Here is a 21,520-nt window from a genome sequence, read left to right as displayed (position 1 = left end):
GTTACCTTTCACCCGGCTCGCGCGTCCGGCGCCGGGCCGCGACACCGTCCACCACGAGCAACAGCATCAGCAGGAAAGCAAGGGGCAGTCCGTAGAGAGCCAAGGAGGTGATCCAGGCCGGGGCCACCAGATTGCTGAACGCCATGGCCATCACGATGTCCACTGTAAGCAGAGACAGCACGGCGGCTGCTGCCGCAATGATCAGCAAGGGCCGCCGGAAGCGCAATGGTGTCATGGGGGCAACGCTAACAGTCCGGCTTCGTCCGCGTCTCACGCCGTCAAAGTTGGGAAGGCAGGATAACCTTGGGGGAACAGACGAACACGGTCCGGCAGTCATACTTTGAACCCGCATATCCATGCGGATGCGGTGACCGCCGGCTGTGTCCCCAGCAGAACGAAGAAGGTTGATTACGTGCCTACCGGCAAGGTCAAGTGGTATGACAAGGACAAGGGCTTCGGATTCCTCGCAGCGGAAGACGGCCAGGAAGTCTTCCTGCCCAAGTCGGCGCTGCCGGAGGGTGTCATGGAACTCAAGGCCGGGACCCGGGTGGAGTTTGGCGTGGCCGACGGACGAAAGGGCGCCCAGGCACTGGGCCTGCGCGTGCTGGACAAGACGCCCTCCATCGCCAAGGCCAAGCGACCCAGCGCCAAGGACCTTGCCCCGCTGGTGCAGGACCTGGTCACGGTGCTGGACAACCTCTCCGGCACACTCTCCGCGGGCAAGTACCCGGAAGGCAGCAAGGCCAAGGCGATCGCCGTCGCCCTCCGTAAGGTCGCCGACGAGCTGGATGCGTAAGGCACCTGATGTCACCGGAACCTGAGCAGAACGCGCCTAAGGCGGCCGGCGAAGCCGGATTAGATACAGCCGGATCAAATACAGCCGGATCCAAAGCAGCGGGGTCCAAGCCGCGCGCCGGTGTCCCGGTCTGGCGCACCGGCAAACCCGACGCCGTCCTGGCCGACGCCGTCGACGCCGCGCGCGCCGCGGTGGAGAGCATCGCCCCGGCCGAGCAGATCGGCCGGCACCTGAGCGCCCGCAGCGAGGGCGACCGGCTCGTCACGCACCTCTTCGAGTCCAAGCTGGCCGGCTACGGCGGCTGGCAGTGGTACGCCGTACTCACCCGCAACTCCCGCTCCAGGGTGGTCACGGTCGACGAGCTCGGCCTGCTGCCCTCTGAGGACTCGATCCTGGCCCCTGAATGGGTGCCGTGGGCGGAACGGGTCCGGCCCGAGGACGCCCAGGATGAGGAGGCCGCTGAACAGGCCCCCGGGTCCCCGGCCGCGGAGCAGGCTGCCGACGCCCCCGAAGGTGACTCCGACGACGCGGACGGCGACGGCGCCGACGAAGAGTACGACGAGGACGACGCCGACGAGGCAGACGAGGCAGACGGCGACGCCGGCGGACAGCCGGCCGGAGAGGCTGACTAGGGGTTGAAACGCTTCGGGATGATGCGGGGTGAGGGCCGGGCATGACGTCCACCTTCAAGTCCCTGCGCATCCCGAACTACCGGATCTGGTTCATCGGTGCGCTCATCTCCAACATCGGGACCTGGATGCAGCGCACCGCCCAGGACTGGCTGGTCTTCGCCCACCTCACCGAGCACGACGCCGGAGCCATGGGCATCACGATGGCCCTTCAACTGGGCCCCCAACTTTTCCTCGCGCCCGTGGCAGGGCTGGTGGCCGACCGCTTCAACCGCAAACAGCTGCTGGTACTGACCCAGTCCGCCATGGCACTTCTGAGCGCGGGACTCGGCATCCTCGTGGTCTCCGGGGCCGCCCAGCTCTGGCACGTGTACGGCTTCGCCCTGCTGCTCGGCGTGGTGTCCGCCCTTGATGACCCGGTGCGGCAGACCTTCGTCTCCGAGCTGGTCCGGGACGACTACCTGCCCAATGCTGTGGCGCTCAACAGCGCCTCCTTCAACGTGGCCAGGATGATCGGACCCGCCGTGGCCGGCATCCTCACGGTTGCGGTCGGCCCGGGCTGGGTCTTCCTGATCAACACCGTCACATTCCTGGCGATGCTGCTGAGCCTGTGGAAGATCCCCACTGCCTCGCTTCGCCAGCTTCCCCGGGCGGTGGCCGGCAAGGGCCGCATCCGCGAGGGCCTGCGCTACGTGCGGTTCCGGCCGGACATCGTGGTGGTGCTGGTGGCGGTTTTCATCGTGGGTACCCTGGGACTGAACTTCGTCCTGTTCATCGCCGCCATGGTCGGCACCGAGTTCGGCCTGGACGCCAGCGCCTTCGGGCTGATGAATTCGATCATGGCCATCGGCTCCGTCGCCGGCGCCCTGCTCTCCGCCGGCCGGGGAAAGCCCAGGCTGCGGATCATTTTCGGGGCCGCCGGCGCGTTCGGAGTGACCTCAGGAGTCGCCGCCCTCGCCCCCGACTATTTCTGGTTCGGCGTGGCGCTGGTGCCGGTGGGCCTCTTCGCGATCACGATGATGACGAGCGCCAACGGCTACGTCCAGACGACCACCGACCCCGTGATGCGCGGCCGCGTGATGGCCCTCTACATGGCGATCTTCATGGGTGGAACCCCGATCGGCGCTCCGCTGGTGGGCTGGGTGGCGAATGTCGCCGGGCCCCGCTGGTCGATGGGCGTCGCGGCAGCCTCCGGCCTCATCGCCGCCGTGACCGGCCTGCTGTGGATCATCCGGGCGCGCGAGTTGCGGATCCGTTTCGATCGCAGGGCGCGGGGACTGCACCATTTCCGCCTCGAATCCGGCACCGCCGGAGGCCGGCCAAATGGCGGCGCCGGCGGCACCGCCGGAGGCACTTCCGGCGCCGCCCGGGGACGAATCCCAGACGACGCCGACGACGCCGTCGATCACTGACGCTTCAGCGTTACCTGTTTCGCGGGGGAGCTATTTCTTCAGCTCGCCCACGACGAAGTCGATGCATTCCAGCAGCGCCGACACATCGTCCGGCTCGATCGCCACGAAGGTCGCGATGCGGAGCTGGTTGCGGCCCAGCTTGCGGTAGGGCTCGGTGTCCACGATGCCGTTGGCGCGGAGCACCTTGGCGATCGCCGCGGCGTCGATCGCGTCGTCGAAGTCGATCGTCGCGATGACGTTGGAGCGGTCCTCGGCCTTGGCGACAAAGGGGGTGGCGTAGTCGGAGGCTTCGGCCCAGCGGTAGATCCGCCCGGCGGAGTCCGCGGTCCGGCCTGCGGCGAAGTCCAGCCCGCCGTTGGCGTTGAGCCACTGCACCTGGGCGTCCAGGGTGACCAGGGTGGCCAGCGCCGGGGTGTTGTAGGTCTGGTTCAACCGGGAGTTGTCGATCGCCGTCTGGAGGTCCAGGAAATCCGGGATCCAGCGGTCGCTGGCCTTGATCCGTGCCGCCCGCTCCAGTGCGGCGGGGGAGAACAGGCCGAGCCACAGACCGCCGTCGGACGCGAAGTTCTTCTGCGGGGCGAAATAGTAAACGTCCGCCTCGGACACGTCGACGTCGAGGCCGCCGGCCGCGGACGTGGCGTCAACCAGCACGAGCGAACCCTGATCGGCGCCGGCCACGCGCTGGACCGGCGCGGCCACGCCGGTTGAGGTCTCGTTCTGGGGCCACGCATAGACGTCGACGCCGGCCTCAGCGCGGGCGGCCGGACGGGTGCCAGGCTCGGACTTGATGATGGATGATTCGGCCAGGAACGGCGCCTTGTTGGTGGCCGAGGCAAACTTCGAGCCAAACTCGCCGAACGAGAGGTGCTGAGCCTTGGTCTCCACCAGGCCGAAGCTCGCAATGTCCCAGAACGCCGTGGAACCGCCGACGCCCAGAATGACCTCGTAGCCATCGGGAGCGCGGAAGAACTCGCTCAGTCCCTTCCGGACCGAGCCCACGAGGTTCTTGACCGGCGCCTGGCGGTGGGACGTTCCCAGCAGGGTTGCCGAGGCGGCAAGGGCTTCCATCTGTTCCGGGCGGACCTTGGAGGGGCCGGCGCCGAACCGGCCGTCCTTGGGCAGGAGGTTTGCGGGAATCGTGATGCTGGTGTCGCTCACAGTGGCTCCATTTTCGGCTGGTAAACGCTTGGCGGCTGGTACAACCCTTGCTTGGGAGGTGGCCCGGCAGGGTGGCTGCAACGAAGCCTCCTTGTCATTCTGCCTGACTGCCCCGGGCGGGCGGGAAAAGAGTCCGTCATAGTCCGGTCATTGAGACAAAGCCGCGAGCCCCCGGCTCCTGCTGAAGCGGCCGGGGGATTATCCGGAGTAATTCAAAATAGGCTAAGCTGTCCTGCGAACGTACGGCCGTTCCCGCCAGGGCACGCTGCCTACAACCGGCACGCGGTACGGTGGGAATGACGCAAGGACGGCGCTCGAGGAGCTGAGCTGAATGACGGATCTGATCGATACAACCGAGATGTATCTGCGGACCATTCTGGAACTTGAAGAAGAGAACATCGTCGCCCTCCGCGCCCGCATCGCCGAACGGCTGCGCCACTCCGGCCCCACCGTCTCGCAGACCATCGGCCGCATGGAACGCGACGGCCTGGTGGTTGTTTCGGGTGACCGGCACCTTGAGTTGACTGAAACCGGCCGGAAACGCGCCATCGGGGTCATGCGCAAGCACCGCCTGGCCGAGCGGCTGCTGGCCGACGTGATCGGCCTCGACTGGGCCTACGTCCACGAGGAAGCCTGCCGCTGGGAGCATGTCATGAGCGAGCGGGTGGAACGGCGGATCTTCGAGATGCTCAACCATCCCACTGTCTCTCCTTATGGAAATCCGATCCCCGGGCTCGCGGAGCTCGGCGGCGTGCCCTCCCAGCCCTACTCCGACGGAGTCGTGAGTCTGCTGGAAGCGATGGCCGGCTACGGGGCCGATTCCCGGATCACGGTGAACCGGCTTGCCGAGCCCATCCAGGTGGAACCGGAACTGCTCGTCCAGCTCGACGAGGGAGGCATCCGTCCCGGCGCCCTTGTGTCCCTGGAACGCGTCGGCGAGTACATCTCGGTCCGCGTTCCGGACATCGAAGGCGCCCTCGAGCTGCCTCCCGAGGTTGCCGCCCACGTCTTTGTTACCGTCGGCTAACCGTCCGGAACCACAACTCGTGGGATGACCCATGAGTTGTGCACAGCAGAGATAACGGGATTATTACTGGGCGGCTTAATCGCCTATAGTTAGTCACCAGTACCGATACCAAAGCGTTACCTGATCCGAAGCCGAACTCTGCCAGCGGATCAGTCGCAGAGTCACCTTATGGCAGAGGCGGGGGAACCACTTCCGGCTGTTTTCAAGCAGCCTTGGGGTGAAGTCCGCCAGCGGCAAGCACACTCCACCGAGGGACTTTTTGGATTCCCCTGTGCCTGGATGCTTGTTCACGGCGGACCGGGTCTTTGATCTCTCTGACCCGAATCCGACAGCTAACTTCGCAGGCTATCCAGAGAGGAACCGTTCTTGACCACCCAGACCTCGCGGGGCCGCCGTCGTGCGACCGGCCCCGCTCCGGAGCCGCGACCGGCCGTCGCCGTTATGGCAGACCGCCCGCGTGACGCGCACCGCGACGAACGCCGCGGCCGCCGGAGCCCGTTCCGCCAGGTAACGGAATTTGCCGCCGCCAGTGGTGTGGGGCAGAAGGCCGGCATTGCCCTGGCTGCTACGGGTCTGGTCCTGACGGTCGCCGTCCCCGCCACCGGCCCGGTCATGGCTACCGACGCCTCGTCGGGCTCGGTCTCCGCGGCGGCGCAGCCGAATGTGACGGCCGCCTCCGCCGCCAAGATCGACTTCAGCCGGACTGCCGTGACCACCAAGGGCGATCCCGACGGCAAGCTGAAGCAGTTGCTGAGCGCACAGTCCGCGGGCAGCATCACGCGCGCCGCTTCTTCCGGCAGCCTGGGCGCACCGCTGGACCAGATGGTTTCCGCCTCGCCCTTCGGCTACCGCGTCAGTCCCATCACCGGCGGTTCCGGCGAGTTCCACCGCGGCCAGGACTACGCCGCGCAGTGCGGAACGGCGGTCCACGCGGCCGCCAGCGGCACCGTCACGTTCACCGGCTGGCATCCCTTCGGCGGCGGCAACCGCGTGGTGATCGATCACGGCAACGGTCTGGAGACCACCTACAACCATCTGTCCTCAGCCAGCGTCCGTGTTGGCCAGACGGTCTCACGCGGCGATCTTGTGGCCATGAGCGGGACAACCGGCGCCTCCACCGGGTGCCACCTGCACTTCGAAGTGATGGTCAACGGCGACGTCGTGGACCCCACTGGCTGGCTCTAAAAGCCGATGGATGACTCTCGCATTCTTATGACACGCCGTGATCTGAATGTGACATTGAATCCCAACTGCTGTACCGTATGAAGTACGCCAACTTCTCCGAAGTTGGCGCTCTTGAGTGGATTGCCTAGCTCTGCCACCGCTCAAGGTCCGTTCGCATTACATCGTCTGGCAGGGGCGGGGGAACCAATTTTGGTCTTCGCAAGAAGACCTTGGGGTTAAGTCGCAAAGCTTCCCAGGAAGCAGCGCGGCCGGGTGACTCCCATCCGAATCCGACAGCTCACCTCGCAGGCATTGGGAGAGGCTACTTTCGTGTCTTCACGCCACAATGCTGCGCGTCACCGCGCTTGCGCGGCTCATTCGAGCCCGCTGAAATCCACGTCCCGTGCTGCCCTTGCCGGCGCCCGGAATGGATCTCACCCCGCCGACTCAATCTCTGCTGAGTCCGGCCCGCAGGCCAAGCACCTGCAAGCAGTTCCCGCTTTTGGCGCGTCTTCGCAGTACACCCTTCGCTAAGTAACCCATTCGGGGCGATCCGGCGTACCCCCAAGATGCCGGAGCGTCCTCTGTCCGCGCCTGAAAAGTGCGGTCCAAGGATCACGAAAGAGAGAACTTAATGACTACTCGTGCAAATACTGCACGGCACCGCGCCGAGGTCACCAAGACCAGCTCGCTTGCTGTCATTGCCAAGGCCGTCGGCGACAACGCCGGCACCATGGGCCGCCAGGCCGCAGTCGTCGCTGCCGCTTCCGGGCTTGTCCTGACCAGCGGAATCGCAGCCAACGCTGCCGAGACCAACGTTCAGCGCGAATCCACCTCCGCTTCGGCCCTCGAAGTCCAGTCGGGCACCCCGGCAACGATCTCGGCGGCATCCACCATTGCAATCTCCTACGAGAAGCCGGCCGTTTCCACCTCACCTGCTCCCGTCGTCGAGGCCGCAAAGCCCGTCGTCAACGTCCAGGACTCCCAGGCCGGGACCGCCGGCGCCTCGGCCTCGACGCAGGGACTCTCCGTTGCCAGCGGCGCCGGTGCTTCCATCGCTGCCGCCGCCTACGCCCAGCTCGGAGTTGCGCAGGACTGCACCGCACTGGTCACGAACGCCCTGGCTGCGGCGGGCGTCAACTACCACGGCTGGCCGGCAGGTTACCTGTCCCTGGGCCGCACAGTGGGCGCCGCCGAAGCTCGTCCGGGCGACCTGGCGTACTACCAGAACGGTGGCGTGGGCATGGCCCACATCGCTGTCTACGTCGGCAACGGCATGGCTGTCCACGGCGGCTGGAACGGCGGAACCACCGCACTGAACAGCGTCAACGTCGGCTCCGGACCGGTCTTCATCCGCGTCGGCGCTTAATCGCCTCTGGCTGAAAACAGCCTGAAAGTCTTCAACAGGAAGAGGACCCCCGCCCCTGTGGCGGGGGTCCTCACCTGTCTGCCCGGCCATCTCCGGCAGACACGCACACCTTTGCGGGAGAAAAATTCGGTGATCCGGCCTTGGGGTGTTTACTCTTGTGGTGTCGATCCATAGCCCGACCATGCAGAGGGCAGCCGGCCCTCGTGCCCCTGGCGGGTGCGGCCGTGAAGAGGTATGCGGATGCGCACTCTCGTTCTGAATGCTGGATATGAACCGCTCGCGGTAGTCACCTTCCGCCGGGCGCTCGTTCTCGTGCTTACCGGAAAGGCCAGTGTGGTGGCCGAAGGCGACGATCCCGTCGTTGGTCCCCAGGACATCCTGGGCCGGCCGTCGGTGATCCTGCTCCACCGCTACATCCGGCCCCGGTACAACACCGTGACGGCGGTCAGCCGCCGGGGTGTGCTTCGCCGGGACGGACAGCGCTGCGCTTACTGCGGCAAAGCGGCCCACACCATTGATCACATCCAGCCCAAGTCCAGGGGCGGTGCCGATTCCTGGGAAAACCTCGTGGCTGCCTGCCTGCGGTGCAACAACGCCAAGGGTGACCACACCCCCGCCGAGATGGGCTGGAGGCTCGGCTTTGTCCCGGGGCCGCCGAAGGGCACCACCTGGCAGATTAAGGAACTGGAAAAGCCGGCGCCGGCCTGGGATCCGTTCCTGCTGCCGGAATCCGCGGCCTGATTCGTTTGCTTGACCTTTCTGCCGGGCCCTGTTGCGGCCCGGGCCCGGGCCGGGGCCGCGTGGCACCGCGCTAGGCTGGGCCAATGGAATTCGATGCTGTGGAATTCGACCCTGTGGAATTCGATGCTGTCATACTCGCCGGAGGGCGGTCCTCACGGTTGGGCGGCTCGCCCAAGTCCGCCCTGGTGCTCGGCGGCCGGACCCTCCTCGAACGCGCGCTGCAGGCCGCGCAGGGGGCCGGGGTGATCGTCGTCGTCGGACCGGACCCGGGATCGCTTCCTGCGGGGGTGCTGAACTGCCGGGAAGAGCCGCCTTTTGCTGGGCCGGCCGCCGCCATCGCCGCCGGACTCGCCGCCCTGGCGGCCCACCATTCGGGGGATGGCCGGACCGTCCGTGCGCCTCCGCTGACCCTCGTGCTGGCCTGCGACATGCCCCGGGTGGATGCCGCTGTCACGGCGCTGCGCGAGGCCCTGGATGCCGGGCCGGAGGCCGACGCCGTCATGGCAGTCTCCGCGGACGGGCGCCAGCAACCGCTCGCCGGCTTTTATGGCACGGCCGCGCTACAACACTCCGTCGCGGAAGCCGCACAGCGGGGCGGGCTGGCGGACGCCTCGGTGTTCTCCCTTCTTGCTAGTCTTGATGTGCGGGGAATTCTCGTGCCCTCCGGTTCCACGGATGACGTGGACACCTGGGACGATGCCGCCGCACTTGGGGTATCCGGCCGGAGTCCGGACCATGGACCGGACGAGTCCGGAGCTCCGCGACTGAACCCGACTTTGGAGGCAAACGGTGAAGAGCCAGGATGAAACTCTGGAAGATTGGTGCCGTGCCCTGCTCCAGGCCCTCGAGCTGGAGGATGTTGAGATTGACGTCAACGAAGTCCTTGCCCTCGCCGGGGTGGCCGCACATTCGGTGGTGCGTCCTGCCGCCCCGCTGACTACTTTCATCGCGGGCTTTGCCGCCGGGCTGGCCTCCGGTTCCGGCCAGGCGACGGACGCAGTCTCGATGCAGGCGGCCATCGGCGTGGCCCGGAAGCTCGCCACCGACCACGCGGCCACCGAAGCCTCCGGGGCATGACGCCTGCGCCTCCTCATGGCAGTGCTGCTGCCGGGGACGACTCCGCGCCCGGCGGTATCCAGGCCCCAGCGGGCGGTGAAGAGCGCGCCGGGAGCGCCTCGCCGGAACCGCACCGGCACGCGGCACACACCTGGCAGGAGGCCAGGCAACTCGCGTTTGACTGCGCCACACCCATACCTGCCGCGCGGGTGACTCTCAGGAATGCCTTGCGGCGTATCCTCGCGGAGGACATCAAAGCGCTGCAGGATATTCCGCACTACGCCTCTTCCGCCATGGACGGCTGGGCTGTCAACGGCAGCGGGCCGTGGATTCTGGCGGAACCCGGCCAGCGGCTGGCCCCGCACCAGGCGAGCCCGATCGTTACCGGCGGCCTGATCCCGGCTGGAGCCAAAGCGGTGCTCCGCAGCGAGAGCGGCATCATTTCCCCGGACGAGGACGGGCTGCCGGCCCTGACCACCAGCGGCGCTGCCAGGCCCGGCGAGCCGAGAAACGGTGAACACGTCCGCAAGGCCGCGGAGGAAGCCGCCGCCGGAGAGCTGTTGATCAAGGCCGGCACCGTAATTAACCCGGCCCACCTGGCCCTGGCCGCCCTGGCCGGGCACGACACCGTTCCTGTTCTGGGCAAGCCGGTGGTCAGGCTCGTGCTCACCGGCTCCGAGGTCGTCTCGTCGGGTATCCCTCAACCGGGGGAGGTCCGCGACACCTTCGGCCCGCAATTGGCAGGTGTGGTGGAGCTGCTCGGCGGGATCTGCAGCGGCCAGGTGAAGATCGGGGACAGCTACGCCGAATGGCTGGCCGCCCTGGAAGACAATGACCCTGCCGTTCCGGACTCCGGGCCCGCAGGGGACGCCGGGTTTGAGATCCAGCCCGCCGACGTCGTCATCACCACCGGGGGTACCGGCCGCTCAGGCACCGACCATCTCCGGCGTTCCGTCGCCGAGCTCGGCGGCCGGCTGCTGATCGACGGCGTCGCGATGCGGCCCGGCCATCCCGCCGTGCTGGCCGAACTGCCCGACGGCCGCTTCATCATTGGCCTGCCGGGGAACCCGCTCGCGGCCATGATGGCACTTTCCACCCTGGCCGCACCGCTCCTGGCGGCCCTGGGGCACGGAACGATGCCACCCGTCGTCGAGGTGCCGTGCGGCTCGACGATCGAACCCGATCCTGGCCGGACGCGGCTGATGCCTTTCCGGTTGCTGTACGGCATGGCGTCGCCGGCACAACACGCGGGACCAGGAATGATGCGCGGGCTGGCTGCCGCCGATGGCGTGCTGGTGGTGCCGCCACACGGCGTCCAGTTGGGGGAGCTGGTCTCCGCCTTCGCCCTCCCCTGGGGCGCCCCCATCCCGGAACCGGAAGCCGCCGGGGCGAAAGCCAAGTCCTCACCCAAGCGTCCCGCCCGGAAGCCCGCCGGCACGGACGGTCCGGTTGACTGGAGCGCCCTGCTTGGCTGAGACCGGCGAGGTCCCGCCCTGAGGGAGGCGTGTTCGGGGGTCCGCGCCTGCGGCCCCTTATGTTGTGTGGCCCGTGCTTCGGGCGGACCCTTGAGGCCCGCGCTGGCCGCCCGGCCCGGTGCTTGCGATGATGGATGCATGTTTCTAAGGAGTTTTTGATGGGTCGCGTGACGCAGCGCCGCAAAGTACACAAATTTGTCCTGGACGGCTCGCCGCAGGCTCTCGAGTTCCCGGTCCGGCACCGCGAGGACATTCTCGCCGTGGAGGAACCGCTGGAGATCCGGATCGGGGAGCTCTCCTACTCCGTCACCATGCGGACGCCCGGAAACGACTTCGACCTTGTGGCGGGCTTCCTCGTCTCCGAGGGCGTCATCTGGAGCCCTGAACAACTGGTGTCCCTGCGGTTCTGCGCCGGAGAAGATGAAAACGGGGTCCAGACCTTCAACGTCGTGGAGGCGCAACTGAGGCCCGACGTCGTGCGTCCCGACACCGGACGGAATTTCTACACCTCCAGTTCCTGCGGAATCTGCGGTACGGATTCCATCGAGGCCGTCCACAAGTCCTCGCATTTCAGCCCCGCCGCGGACCCGCTCACCGTTCCGGTGGGCGTCCTGGCGTCCCTGCCCGATCTGCTGCGGGAAGCCCAGGCCGTCTTCGATGTCACCGGTGGCGTGCATGCGGCGGGGCTGTTCCGGATTGCCGACGACGGCTCCGCCGAGCTGCTGTGCCTCCGGGAGGATGTGGGACGCCACAACGCGGTGGACAAGGTTGTCGGCTGGGCGCTCCGGGAGGGCCTGCTGCCCTTGAGCGGTACCGTGCTGCAGGTCTCCGGACGGGCTTCGTTCGAGCTGGTCCAGAAGGCCTCGCTGGCCGGCATCCCCGTGCTCACGGCCGTCAGCGCACCATCGAGCCTGGCTGTCGAGCTCGCGGAAGCCAGCGGAATGACCCTCGCCGGGTTCAGCCGCGGCACCACCATCAACGTGTACGCGGGCCACGGACGGGTCTCCACCCCCGCGCCCTCGGCCTGAGCGGCGCCCTTGGCCTGAGCGGCGCCCGCGCCCTGAGCGGCGCCCTTGGCTGATTGCCGCCGCGCAACGTAAGTTTTATCTATCGATTGGATACGATCGGGCTTCAGCCACACCAGCGCTAAGAGGATCACATTGCACGACGACCGCCGTCTCACGGAAGTCCGGCTGGACCGCTTTCTGCGCGAACGCATCATCCCCGCGATCTACTCGCGCAGTATCCCGCTGGCGCTGAGCAGCTGGGAGGTTCCCGGCGAGCCGGTGCCGGTCATGGAGGCCCTCCGGCAGGACTTCGCCCCGCAGGAACATGGGGCGCCCTGGGGCCGGCCCTGGAGCACCACCTGGCTGCGGCTACAGGGCGACGTGCCGACCTCCTGGGGCACCCGGGCGGACACGGCCGTGGAAATCGTGGTGGATCTGGGTTTCAGCGGCGGCCTTCCGGGCTTCCAGTGCGAAGGCATCGCCTGGCGGCCCGACGGCACCATCATCAAGGCCATTTCCCCGCGGAACCAGTACATCCCGCTCAAGCTGCTCGGCAGCGGAATGTCCGTCGATTTCTATGTCGAGGCCGCGGCGAACCCCGACCTTTCGCAGGGATGGACCTTCGCCCCCACCCCCTACGGCGACAAGGCGACCTCGGGCAATGAGCCGGGATACCGGCTGGGGCGAATCGTCATCGCCGAGCTCAACCAGGCTGTCTGGGAGCTGCAACAGGACATCTGGACGCTTAGCGGGCTGATGCACGAGTTGCCCCTGGAACTTCCCCGCCGCCACGAAATCCTGCGGGCACTCGAACGCATGCTGGATGTGATGGATCCCGACGATGTCCCGGGAACCGCAGTTGCCGGCCGGGCCGCCCTCGCCGGGGTCCTGGCCCGTCCGGCCTACGCCTCCGCCCACCAGTTGCTGGCCACCGGCCACGCACACATCGACTCCGCCTGGCTGTGGCCCATCCGGGAAACTATCCGCAAGTGCGCCCGGACGTTCTCCAATGTGGTCGCGCTCATGGATGAGAATCCAGAGTTTGTATTTTGCTGCTCGTCGGCCCAGCAGCTTGACTGGATCAAGGAATACTATCCGGAGCTGTTCGGGCGCATCCGGGAAAAGGTCAAGTCCGGCCAGTTCGTGCCGGTAGGCGGCATGTGGGTCGAGTCGGACACGAACATGCCCGGCGGCGAGGCCATGGCCCGCCAGTTCCTGGAAGGCAAGAGCTTCTTCCTGGACGAGTTCGGCGTGGAGTGCCGGGAAGCGTGGCTGCCGGACACCTTCGGCTACTCCGCGGCCATGCCGCAGATCGTCAAGGCCGCCGGCAGCAAGTGGTTCCTGACCCAGAAGATCTCCTGGAACCAGGTCAACCGGATGCCCCACCACACCTTCAGCTGGGAGGGAATCGACGGCACCAGGCTGTTCACCCACTTCCCGCCGGTGGACAGCTACAGCTCCGAGCTGAGCGGACGCGAGCTCGCCCACGCGGAGCGGAACTACCGCGACCATGGCCGCGGCACCGTGTCCCTGGTCCCGTTCGGCTATGGCGACGGCGGCGGCGGACCCACACGCGAAATGCTGGCGGCGGCGCGCCGCACGGCGGACCTGGAGGGATCCCCCAAGGTGCTGATCGGCTCGGCGGCCAGCTTCTTCACCCGGGCGCAGGCCGAGTACGAGCCTCTTCCGGTCTGGGTGGGGGAAATGTATCTGGAACTCCATCGCGGGACCTACACGAGCCAGGCCAACACCAAACTGGGCAACCGTCGCAGCGAGCACCTGCTGCGGGAAGCGGAGCTCTGGTGCGCCACCGCGGCGGTGCGCGCCGGCTACAGCTACCCGGCGGCGGAACTGAAACGCCTGTGGCGCCTGGTCCTGCTGCAACAGTTCCACGACATCCTTCCGGGCAGCTCGATTGCCTGGGTCCATCAGGACGCTGAACGGAACTATGCCGCCGTCGGAAAGGCACTCGAAGCGATCATCACGGACGCCGCCCGGGTGCTGCTCGGCACGGGCGATCGGGACTTCCTGCTCAACGCGGCACCCCATGAGCGCCAGGGTGTTCCCGCCCTGGCCGTCGCCGAGCCGGTCCGCGCCGAGCAGCCCGTATCTGTCACCGAGGCCAAGGGCGGCTACATCCTGGACAACGGGATCATCCGGGCGGTCGTCAATGCCGACGGTCTGCTGGCATCCCTGATGGACTACGCCAGCGGGCGCGAGGCCATTGCGCCCGGTCAGTTTGGAAACCTCCTGGAATTGCACCGGGACACCCCCAACGAATGGGACGCCTGGGACATCGATGCGTTCTATCGCCGAAACGTCGTGGCCCTGACCGAGGCGCGCTCGGTGACGCTGGAGCGCGACCCCCGAGGGGAAAGCCCGGACGCCGTCGTCGTGGTGGAACGGCTCGCCCGCTCCTCAGCTGTGACCCAGCGGATCTCGCTCGAGGCGGGCTCCGACTCGCTATCTATTGCCACGGCCGTGGACTGGCAGGAGAGCGAGAAGCTGCTCAAGCTCGGGTTTGCCCTCGACGTCCGGGCGGACCGCTCCGCCTCGGAGACCCAGTTCGGGCACGTCTTCCGCCCCACCCACGTCAATACCTCCTGGGAAGCAGCCAAGTTCGAGATCTGTGCGCACCGCTGGATCCACGTCGCCGAGCCCGGCTACGGCGTCGCGGTCTCCAACGCCTCCAGCTACGGCCACGACGTCACCCGGACTATCCGGGACGACGGCGGGACCACCACCACAGTGCGTCTCTCGCTGCTGCGGGCACCGAGGTTCCCCGACCCGGGCGCAGACCGCGGCCAGCACGAACTCAACGTGACGATCCGGCCGGGCGCCAGCATTGCCGACGCGGTCGAGGAGGGCTACCGCACCAACCTCGCACCCCGGATCGTCAAGGGTGCCCACGGGGTGGAACCCCTGTTCACCGTGTTCAACCAGGGCCTCGTCATCGAGGCCGTGAAGCTCGCCGAGGACGGTTCGGGCGACGTGATTGTGCGGCTGTACGAGTCCCTGGGGGAACGATCCACCGGGATGGTGACGGCCAACTTCGACGTCGCCAGCGTCCACACTGTGGATCTGCTGGAACGTCCGGTGGCGGCGCCTGGAGTGACGCCGGGGCGCGATTCGGCGGAACTGGTGCTCCGGCCCTTCCAGCTGGTGACCTTGAGGTTTGTGCGCTGACGCCCGGGGTAGCTGGGTTTTTAGGGGCGGAAAGTCGCGCTAAACAGGCTGAGTGGTAGCGGTCCGATGGACCGCTACCACTCATCCCCCCAATGGTGCTTGGACGACTGCCTCGGCTTCGCACGGCTGATTCCCGTACACGAAGCGAATGCCGCTTTCACACATTCATGATTCTCTCACGGTCTAATGATTTTGTGAATGTCTAATCGCTGTTCTTTCCTAATGTTGCATTAGCGTTACCAGATTTGCTGGCGATCAGCCCGGAGAACCAGAACAGGGCGAGGCCCAGTACGTAGCCCAAGACCGCTGAGTAATTGATCACATGCTGCCCGAGGGCCCAGTCCGGAGGGGCGAAGGACGCTGGAATGCTCACCACCACGGCGAGGGCCCCGAGCAGCGTCACGAGCGCGGCTGCCCGCACGAGTCGCGGCAGCTGGCTCCTGACTGCAGACAGCAGGGGTGCCATGAGGACTAGTGAGACGAAAGCCGGGTAGCTGCGGCCGGCGGCGGCATAGAAGGGAGCAAGGACCGCGTTCCGCCCGCCGCTGCCCGAGAGGGCCTCCAGGCCAGCAGAGGACCCTCGCGTGTCCATGAGGAGGAAGAGCGCCGCTACGGCCACGCAGCTGATGCCCAGGGCCCAGCGTCCCGTTCTCCCGGCAATCAGCCGGTAGCCCCTGGTCGCGGCGAGCCCCCGCGTAATCCGCAGGCCGGCCAGCAGGACGGTGGCGAAAACGAGGTACCGCAGGATGAGATGGGTGAGGTTCCAGCCCCCGAGCACGCCGTCGATCGCCTCGTAGGGACCGGAGACGGCGAGTACGCTGCACAGCGTCGCCAGGAGCAGGATTCCGAATACGGTTCTGTTCCGTCCCTTCACGGCATCAGGAACGCGGAGGAGAAGCACGGTGCAGCACACCACCAGCGTGCCCCATTCAAGGACTGCCATCATCCCCGACTCTTCCAATTCGCTCGCCCGCCCAGCTCACGGTAACCGTCAGTTGAAGCCAGTTTGCGTCTTCGGCGGCCGCTTCGCCACTGTCTTCCCCAGCCAGATCAGGGCAAGGCCCAGAACCAGGCAAAGAATAGCGGTGTAGCTGAAAACGAAACGCAAGAACCCCAGCGAAGTGGGAATCGCCGGGGACAGCAGGCTCAAGGTGATGGCAACCGATCCCACGGCGAGCAAAGCCGCGCTCAGCCGTACGAGGACGGGAAGTCTGCTGGCCGCGGTACGCACCATGGCCGGCAGCAGGGCCAGTGTCACATACGCGGGGTACAGGCGGCCGGCGGCGCCGTAGTACTCCACGAGGGCGGCATGGCGCGCATCCTTGGCGAAAACATCGACCAGTCCGGCGGACGAGCCGGCCGTATCCATCATCAGGAAAACCGCCACCACCACCACGGAGGCTGCTCCTAGCACCACGATCCCGACGGGGCCGGTGATGAGCCGCAGGGCATCGTCGGCGCCGAACCCCCGGGCGACCCTGAGCCCGAGAGCAAAGATAGCGCCGAAAATGATGAAGCGGAGCATCAGATTTGCCAGGTTCGTACCGCCCAGAACCTGATCCACGGCGAGATACGGGGCATCCATACTCAGCAGGATAGCCACCGTCATAAACGCGTAGATGAAGAAAAGCGAACGGTTCTCACCCCGGAGCGCGCTGGGGATGCGGGCGAGCGCTACGGTGCCGCAGACCGCCAGGGTGGTCCATTGCAGGATCGCGATCATCCGAGGTTCTCCCAAATCTTTTCTGTTTGTGCCTGTTCCTGCTCCTGGCGACGGAGGGTCTTTCCGAGCGTTTGCAGCCGTTCGCCGGCCAGGGCGGTGAGCTCACCGTCCGGGAGCGCATCCAGGGCCGACTGCTTCGCGTCCGGCGGCCAGCCGGCCTCTTCCTCGGTGATCAAGCCGGTGGCCACGAGTCCGCCCGTGAATCCTACGCCTGCCGCGCGCGCAGTGGCGACCGCGAGCTCCGGAGACAACCTGTTGGCGGTCAACTGTGCGGAGTAGTTTTGGGGCGCGACGCCGGTGGCGGCCGACACCCGGTGCCGCAGCTCGCCGTCGTCGATCGCGTCCACCCAGTTCCGGACCGACGTCGCGTGCGGGGCCGGGCTGAGGGCGGGCCGGCCCGCCCTCAGCCCGGCCCCGGCGCCGCCGTCCGCGGGGGAAGAGCGGTCTATGACTGCGCGCAGCAGGTCCATCGTGGCAATCTGGCTGACGAGTTCGGCGGGGGTCGGCGGCTGCGGGTTGCCGGCAAGTTCGGCGTAGTGGTCGAAGGACGCCAAGGCCGTCAAGGGGCTCAGCCGCAACGCGCGGCTGATGCTCACGAGGGTGTTTTCCGCCACTTTCCCGCGCACCAGCTGCTGGGCCAGGGTGGTGCGCTTGATGCCGGAGATCCTGCAGATATCGGCCGTGCTTGCCGTCGGGGCGACACCATGAAGCCAGTGTTGAAACGCCTTGGCTGGTAGTGGCATCTACGGCTTCCTGCAGGCTCGGGCGGACGGGCGGCAATGGGCGTGCGGCTGCGCTGTGGAACTTCGGGTGCGGATTTTACGGGAGGAGCTGATCCAACTATGCTAAATGGTCGAACCCGCTGGTCCGTACACCCCCCAAGTCCGGACCGGCGGGTTCTTTCATGCCCGGCGGATATCCGCACCGCCCGGAGCTGTGTTGGGTTGCCGTTGCTACTGCGGGTTCGGGCGCCCGTTTTGGGCCGCGGTGAGAGGATGGACTAATGACTGCAACCCTTGTTGCCAAGGACCTTTCCGGTGGTCACGACCACCGCACCCTCTTCGCCAAACTCTCCCTTACTGTCGCGCCGGGCGACGTCGTGGGCGTCGTGGGCGCCAACGGCGCGGGCAAATCGACCCTGCTCCGGCTGCTTGCCGGCGTCGACGAGCCGCAGGAGGGCACTGTCAGCCTGGCCCCGGCGGACGCCTTTGTGGGCTGGCTGCCGCAGGAACACGAACGCCTGGCCGGCGAAACGGTCGGCGGGTACATCGCGCGCCGCACCGGCTGCGCCCAGGCCACGCTCGAGATGGAGTCCACCGCCGAGGCCCTGGGTTCCGGCGCCCCCGGTTCCGACGACGCCTACTCCCTGGCCTTCGACCGCTGGATGGCGTCCGGCGCCGCCGACCTGGAGGATCGCATCCCGGCCGTCCTGGCGGACCTTGGCCTCGACGTGCGGCCCGACGCCGGGATGACCGGCCTCTCCGGCGGCCAGGCTGCCCGGGTGGCCCTGGCGGCCCTGCTGCTGAGCCGCTTCGACATCGTGCTGCTGGACGAACCCACCAATGACCTGGACCTCAACGGCCTGGCCAAGCTCGAGGCCTTCGTGCAGGGCCTGCGCGGCGGAGTGGTGCTGGTGTCCCACGACCGCGAGTTCCTTGCACGGTGCGTGACCACCATCGTTGAGCTGGATCTGGCGCAGAACTCCGTGGCCGTCTACGACGGCGGCTATGAGGCTTTCCTGGAAGAGCGCGCCGTCGCCCGCCGGCACGCCCGGGAACGCTTCGAGGAGTACGCCAACACCAAGGCGGACCTCGTCTCACGGGCCCGGACCCAACGCGAGTGGAGCTCCCAGGGCGTCCGGAACGCCATGAAGAAGAACCCGGACAATGACAAGATCCGGCGAGCCGCCGGCACCGAATCCTCCGAGAAGCAGGGCCAGAAGGTCAGGCAGATGGAATCCCGCATCGCACGGCTCGACGAGGTGGAAGAACCCCGCAAGGAATGGCAGCTGCAATTCAGCATCGGCCAGGCCCCGCGGTCCAGCGCCGTCGTGTCGACGCTCCGTGACGCCGTCGTCCAGCAGGGGGACTTCACCCTGGGACCGGTGAACCTGCAGCTGAACGCCGGTGAACGGATCGGCATCACGGGGCCCAACGGTGCCGGCAAGTCCACGCTGCTACGCCTCCTGCTGGGCGTTCAGCGGCCTGATTCCGGGGAGGCCTCCATGGGCGCCTCCGTTGCCGTCGGCGAGATCGACCAGGCCCGCGGGCTGCTCGCCGGCGGGCTGTTGCTCGGAGACGCTGTCGAAGCCGTGCTGACGGGCCACACCCCGGCCGAAGTCCGCACCCTGCTGGCAAAATTCGGGCTCAAGGCCGACCACACCACCCGCCCGGTCGACTCGCTCTCGCCGGGGGAACGCACCCGGGCCGCCCTCGCGCTGCTGCAGGCGCGCGGTGTGAACCTGCTGGTCCTCGACGAACCCACCAACCATCTGGACCTGGCCGCCATCGAACAGCTCGAGGAAGCCCTCGAAAGCTACGACGGCGCGCTGCTCCTGGTCAGCCACGACCGCCGGCTGCTGGAAAACGTGCGCCTTGACGCGCGCTGGAACGTGGACAACGGCGTCGTCACCGAGCTGCTGGGCCATACCTCCCCGGCAGCACACGGCCGACGAGATACCGCCCCGAAAGGCAACAACACATGAGTATGGACCGGGTGGCCTGGAGCTCCCTCTACAACATCACACGCGCCTCGAGCGGCTCCAAGCCGTTCTCCAAGGAAACCCTCAAGCGGGTGTTCAGCTTTGCCCGCCCGCACCGGGGAAAGCTGATCGCCTTCGTGCTGCTGTCGATCGTGATGGCTGTGCTGGCCGTCGCCACCCCGGTCCTCGCCGGCCAGGTGGTGGATGCGATCATCGCCGGAGCGGGCACCGACGTCGTGGTCCGTCTTGCCGTGCTGATCGCCATCGTTGCCGTCGCGGAAGCCGGGATCGGCCTGATCACGCGCTGGTTGTCCTCGATCATCGGTGAGGGCGTGATCGTGGACCTGCGCACCAGGGTGTTCGACCACGTGCAGAAGATGCCGATCGCCTTCTTCACCCGCACCCGCACCGGGGCGCTGGTCAGCCGGCTGAACAACGACGTGATCGGCGCGCAGTCGGCCTTCGCCGGCACCCTGTCCGGCGTCGTCAGCAACGTCGTGGCCCTCGCGCTGACCCTCGTGGTGATGCTGGGCAAGTCCTGGCTGGTGACCGTGCTGGCCATGATCCTGCTGCCGATCTTCCTGATCCCGGCCCGCCGGATGGGTTCCAAGCTGGCCGACCTGCGCCGCGAAGCCGCGGACAACAACGCAGCCATGGGGACCCAGATGACGGAGCGGTTCTCCGCCCCCGGTGCAACCCTGGTGAAGCTCTTTGGCCGCCCCGATGAGGAGTCCCGCGAGTTCGCCCTCCGGGCCGGCCGTGTCCGGGACATCGGCGTGCGAACCGCCATGCTGCAGTTCACCTTTGTCACCGCGCTGACGCTCGTCTCCGCACTGGCCCTCGCGCTCGTGTATGGCCTGGGCGGCTGGCTGGCGCTCGCCGGGCAGCTGGCGGCCGGCGACGTCGTCGTGCTGGCACTGCTGCTCACCCGCCTCTACGCGCCGCTCACGGCGCTCTCCAACGCCCGGGTGGAGATCATGAGCGCCCTGGTCAGCTTCGAGCGGGTGTTTGAGATCCTGGACCTCAAGCCGCTCATCCAGCAGAAGCCGGACGCGGTGTCCTCGCCGCCCGGCCCGCTCTCGGTCGAGTTCGACGACGTCCGCTTCGCCTACCCTTCCGCTGACAAGGTCTCGCTGGCCTCGCTGGAGGACGTGTCCACGCTGGACACCCGCGGCGGCGAAGAGGTCCTGCACGGCATCAGCTTCCGGGTGGAGCCCGGCCAGACCGTGGCCCTCGTGGGCTCCTCGGGGGCCGGCAAGTCCACCATCGCGCAGCTGCTCTCGCGGCTGTACGACGTCGATTCCGGCGCCGTGCGTTTCGGCGGCACGGAACCCGGCTCGGGCGTGGACGTCCGCGATCTCACGTTCGATTCGATGCGGGAAACGCTCGGCATGGTGACGCAGGACGGGCACCTGTTCCACGAAAGCATCGCCTCCAACCTGCGCCTGGCGCGCCCGGAGGCCACCGAGGCGCAGATGTGGGATGTGCTGCGCCGCGCCCGCCTCGAATACATGATCCGGTCCCTGCCCGATGGCCTGGACACCGTGGTGGGGGAGCGCGGCTACCGGCTCTCCGGCGGCGAACGGCAGCGCCTGACCATTGCGCGCCTGCTGATCGCGCAGCCGCGGGTGGTGATCCTGGACGAGGCCACGGCCGCCCTGGACTCCACCAACGAAGCCGCGGTGCAGGAAGCGCTCGGCGCCGCGTTGGAGGGACGCACCGCCGTCGTGATCGCCCACCGGCTCTCCACCATCCGCGCGGCCGACGTCATCCTGGTGGTGGAGGACGGCTCCATTGTGGAGCGGGGAACCCACCCCGAACTGCTTGCCGCCGAGGGCCGCTATGCGGAGCTGTACCGGACCCAGTTTGCCGAGGCGACGGCTGTTGCCGGAGAGGCCGTGCCGGAGCACTAGGCGTGCTGCGGGGCCGGAACGCTGTGTGACTGTTAGCCGACGATGGCGGTTAGTTCGCAGGACGAGTTGGCGGTTCTGGTGTCCAAAGGCGGAATCCGCTCTCGGCGTCTGTCATTTGGTTGTCCTCATATGGAAGGCGGGGCCGCTGGCCACAGCTCACCCT

19 protein-coding genes and 2 riboswitches are annotated in these 21,520 nt (G+C 67.3%); of the genes, 14 read left to right on the top strand and 5 right to left on the bottom strand.

Features of this window, described 5'->3' with window-relative positions; all coding sequences use genetic code 11:
• Position 1: 1 nt before the first annotated feature.
• A complete protein-coding gene (locus ACVWZ8_RS03870) occupies positions 2-235 on the bottom strand; it encodes a hypothetical protein (protein WP_456503854.1) in 234 nt (77 codons plus the stop codon).
• 177 nt (positions 236-412) lie between these two features.
• Here ACVWZ8_RS03870 and ACVWZ8_RS03865 point away from each other — a divergent pair, with 177 nt between their 5' ends.
• The 3 genes from ACVWZ8_RS03865 to ACVWZ8_RS03855 are packed head-to-tail and all read left to right on the top strand — an operon-like array spanning position 413 to position 2,837.
• Positions 413-796, top strand: a complete 384-nt coding sequence (locus ACVWZ8_RS03865) for a cold-shock protein (protein ID WP_426976182.1) — start codon at positions 413-415, stop codon at positions 794-796.
• 8 nt (positions 797-804) lie between these two features.
• Positions 805-1,428, top strand: coding sequence for a DUF3027 domain-containing protein (locus ACVWZ8_RS03860; protein ID WP_456503853.1), 624 nt, complete (start codon positions 805-807; stop codon positions 1,426-1,428).
• 41 nt (positions 1,429-1,469) lie between these two features.
• A complete protein-coding gene (locus ACVWZ8_RS03855; RefSeq protein WP_456503852.1) occupies positions 1,470-2,837 on the top strand; it encodes an MFS transporter in 1,368 nt (455 codons plus the stop codon).
• A gap of 30 nt (positions 2,838-2,867) precedes the next feature.
• Here ACVWZ8_RS03855 and serC read toward each other — a convergent pair whose 3' ends face one another.
• Entirely contained in the window at positions 2,868-3,995 is a 1,128-nt protein-coding gene (gene serC / locus ACVWZ8_RS03850; protein WP_426976185.1) for a phosphoserine transaminase, read from the bottom strand.
• 331 nt (positions 3,996-4,326) lie between these two features.
• Between serC and ACVWZ8_RS03845 the strand changes: the two genes are divergently transcribed.
• The 9 genes from ACVWZ8_RS03845 (at position 4,327) to ACVWZ8_RS03805 (ending at position 15,020) form a co-directional block, all read left to right on the top strand.
• Positions 4,327-5,022, top strand: coding sequence for a metal-dependent transcriptional regulator (locus ACVWZ8_RS03845; protein WP_426976186.1), 696 nt, complete (start codon positions 4,327-4,329; stop codon positions 5,020-5,022).
• 149 nt (positions 5,023-5,171) lie between these two features.
• Positions 5,172-5,384, top strand: a riboswitch (cyclic di-AMP (ydaO/yuaA leader).
• A 4-nt stretch (positions 5,385-5,388) separates the two neighbouring features.
• Positions 5,389-6,207, top strand: coding sequence for a M23 family metallopeptidase (locus ACVWZ8_RS03840; protein WP_426976187.1), 819 nt, complete (start codon positions 5,389-5,391; stop codon positions 6,205-6,207).
• A 135-nt stretch (positions 6,208-6,342) separates the two neighbouring features.
• A riboswitch (cyclic di-AMP (ydaO/yuaA leader) is annotated at positions 6,343-6,512 on the top strand.
• A gap of 308 nt (positions 6,513-6,820) precedes the next feature.
• Entirely contained in the window at positions 6,821-7,555 is a 735-nt protein-coding gene (locus ACVWZ8_RS03835; protein ID WP_426976188.1) for an NlpC/P60 family protein, read from the top strand.
• Between the two features lie 240 nt (positions 7,556-7,795).
• Positions 7,796-8,296, top strand: coding sequence for an HNH endonuclease (locus tag ACVWZ8_RS03830; protein ID WP_426976189.1), 501 nt, complete (start codon positions 7,796-7,798; stop codon positions 8,294-8,296).
• Positions 8,297-8,379: 83 nt separating this feature from the next.
• Positions 8,380-9,102, top strand: a complete 723-nt coding sequence (mobA, locus tag ACVWZ8_RS03825) for a molybdenum cofactor guanylyltransferase (protein WP_456503851.1) — start codon at positions 8,380-8,382, stop codon at positions 9,100-9,102.
• Positions 9,086-9,373, top strand: a complete 288-nt coding sequence (locus ACVWZ8_RS03820; protein WP_426976191.1) for a DUF6457 domain-containing protein — start codon at positions 9,086-9,088, stop codon at positions 9,371-9,373. The genes mobA and ACVWZ8_RS03820 overlap by 17 nt, the downstream gene beginning before the upstream one ends.
• Entirely contained in the window at positions 9,370-10,827 is a 1,458-nt protein-coding gene (locus ACVWZ8_RS03815) for a molybdopterin-binding protein (protein ID WP_426976192.1), read from the top strand. Before ACVWZ8_RS03820 ends, ACVWZ8_RS03815 begins: the two co-directional genes overlap by 4 nt.
• Before the next feature lie 158 nt (positions 10,828-10,985).
• Positions 10,986-11,855, top strand: coding sequence for a formate dehydrogenase accessory sulfurtransferase FdhD (gene fdhD, locus ACVWZ8_RS03810; protein WP_426976193.1), 870 nt, complete (start codon positions 10,986-10,988; stop codon positions 11,853-11,855).
• A gap of 132 nt (positions 11,856-11,987) precedes the next feature.
• Entirely contained in the window at positions 11,988-15,020 is a 3,033-nt protein-coding gene (locus ACVWZ8_RS03805; RefSeq protein ID WP_456503850.1) for an alpha-mannosidase, read from the top strand.
• Positions 15,021-15,222: 202 nt separating this feature from the next.
• Here the strand turns inward: ACVWZ8_RS03805 and ACVWZ8_RS03800 are convergent, their stop codons facing one another.
• The 3 genes from ACVWZ8_RS03800 to ACVWZ8_RS03790 are packed head-to-tail and all read right to left on the bottom strand — an operon-like array spanning position 15,223 to position 17,486.
• Complete coding sequence (locus ACVWZ8_RS03800; protein WP_456503849.1) at positions 15,223-15,966, bottom strand: hypothetical protein; 744 nt, start codon at positions 15,964-15,966, stop codon at positions 15,223-15,225.
• Positions 15,967-16,011: 45 nt separating this feature from the next.
• Complete coding sequence (locus ACVWZ8_RS03795) at positions 16,012-16,743, bottom strand: hypothetical protein (RefSeq protein ID WP_456503848.1); 732 nt, start codon at positions 16,741-16,743, stop codon at positions 16,012-16,014.
• On the bottom strand, positions 16,740-17,486 hold the full coding sequence (locus tag ACVWZ8_RS03790; protein ID WP_456503847.1) for a hypothetical protein: 747 nt from the start codon (positions 17,484-17,486) through the stop codon (positions 16,740-16,742). Before ACVWZ8_RS03790 ends, ACVWZ8_RS03795 begins: the two co-directional genes overlap by 4 nt.
• Positions 17,487-17,746: 260 nt before the next feature.
• On the opposite strand from ACVWZ8_RS03790, the gene ACVWZ8_RS03785 reads away from it, so the two are divergent.
• Positions 17,747-19,447: an ABC-F family ATP-binding cassette domain-containing protein gene (locus tag ACVWZ8_RS03785; protein ID WP_456503846.1), complete on the top strand. Its 1,701-nt coding sequence runs from the start codon at positions 17,747-17,749 to the stop codon at positions 19,445-19,447.
• On the top strand, positions 19,444-21,357 hold the full coding sequence (locus ACVWZ8_RS03780; protein WP_426976199.1) for an ABC transporter ATP-binding protein: 1,914 nt from the start codon (positions 19,444-19,446) through the stop codon (positions 21,355-21,357). Before ACVWZ8_RS03785 ends, ACVWZ8_RS03780 begins: the two co-directional genes overlap by 4 nt.
• Positions 21,358-21,520 lie beyond the last annotated feature (163 nt).

The sequence above is a fragment of the Arthrobacter sp. UYCu723 genome (assembly GCF_054059215.1).
Note: the sequence above shows the minus strand (reverse complement) of the source record. Positions and strands in the feature narration are given on the sequence as shown.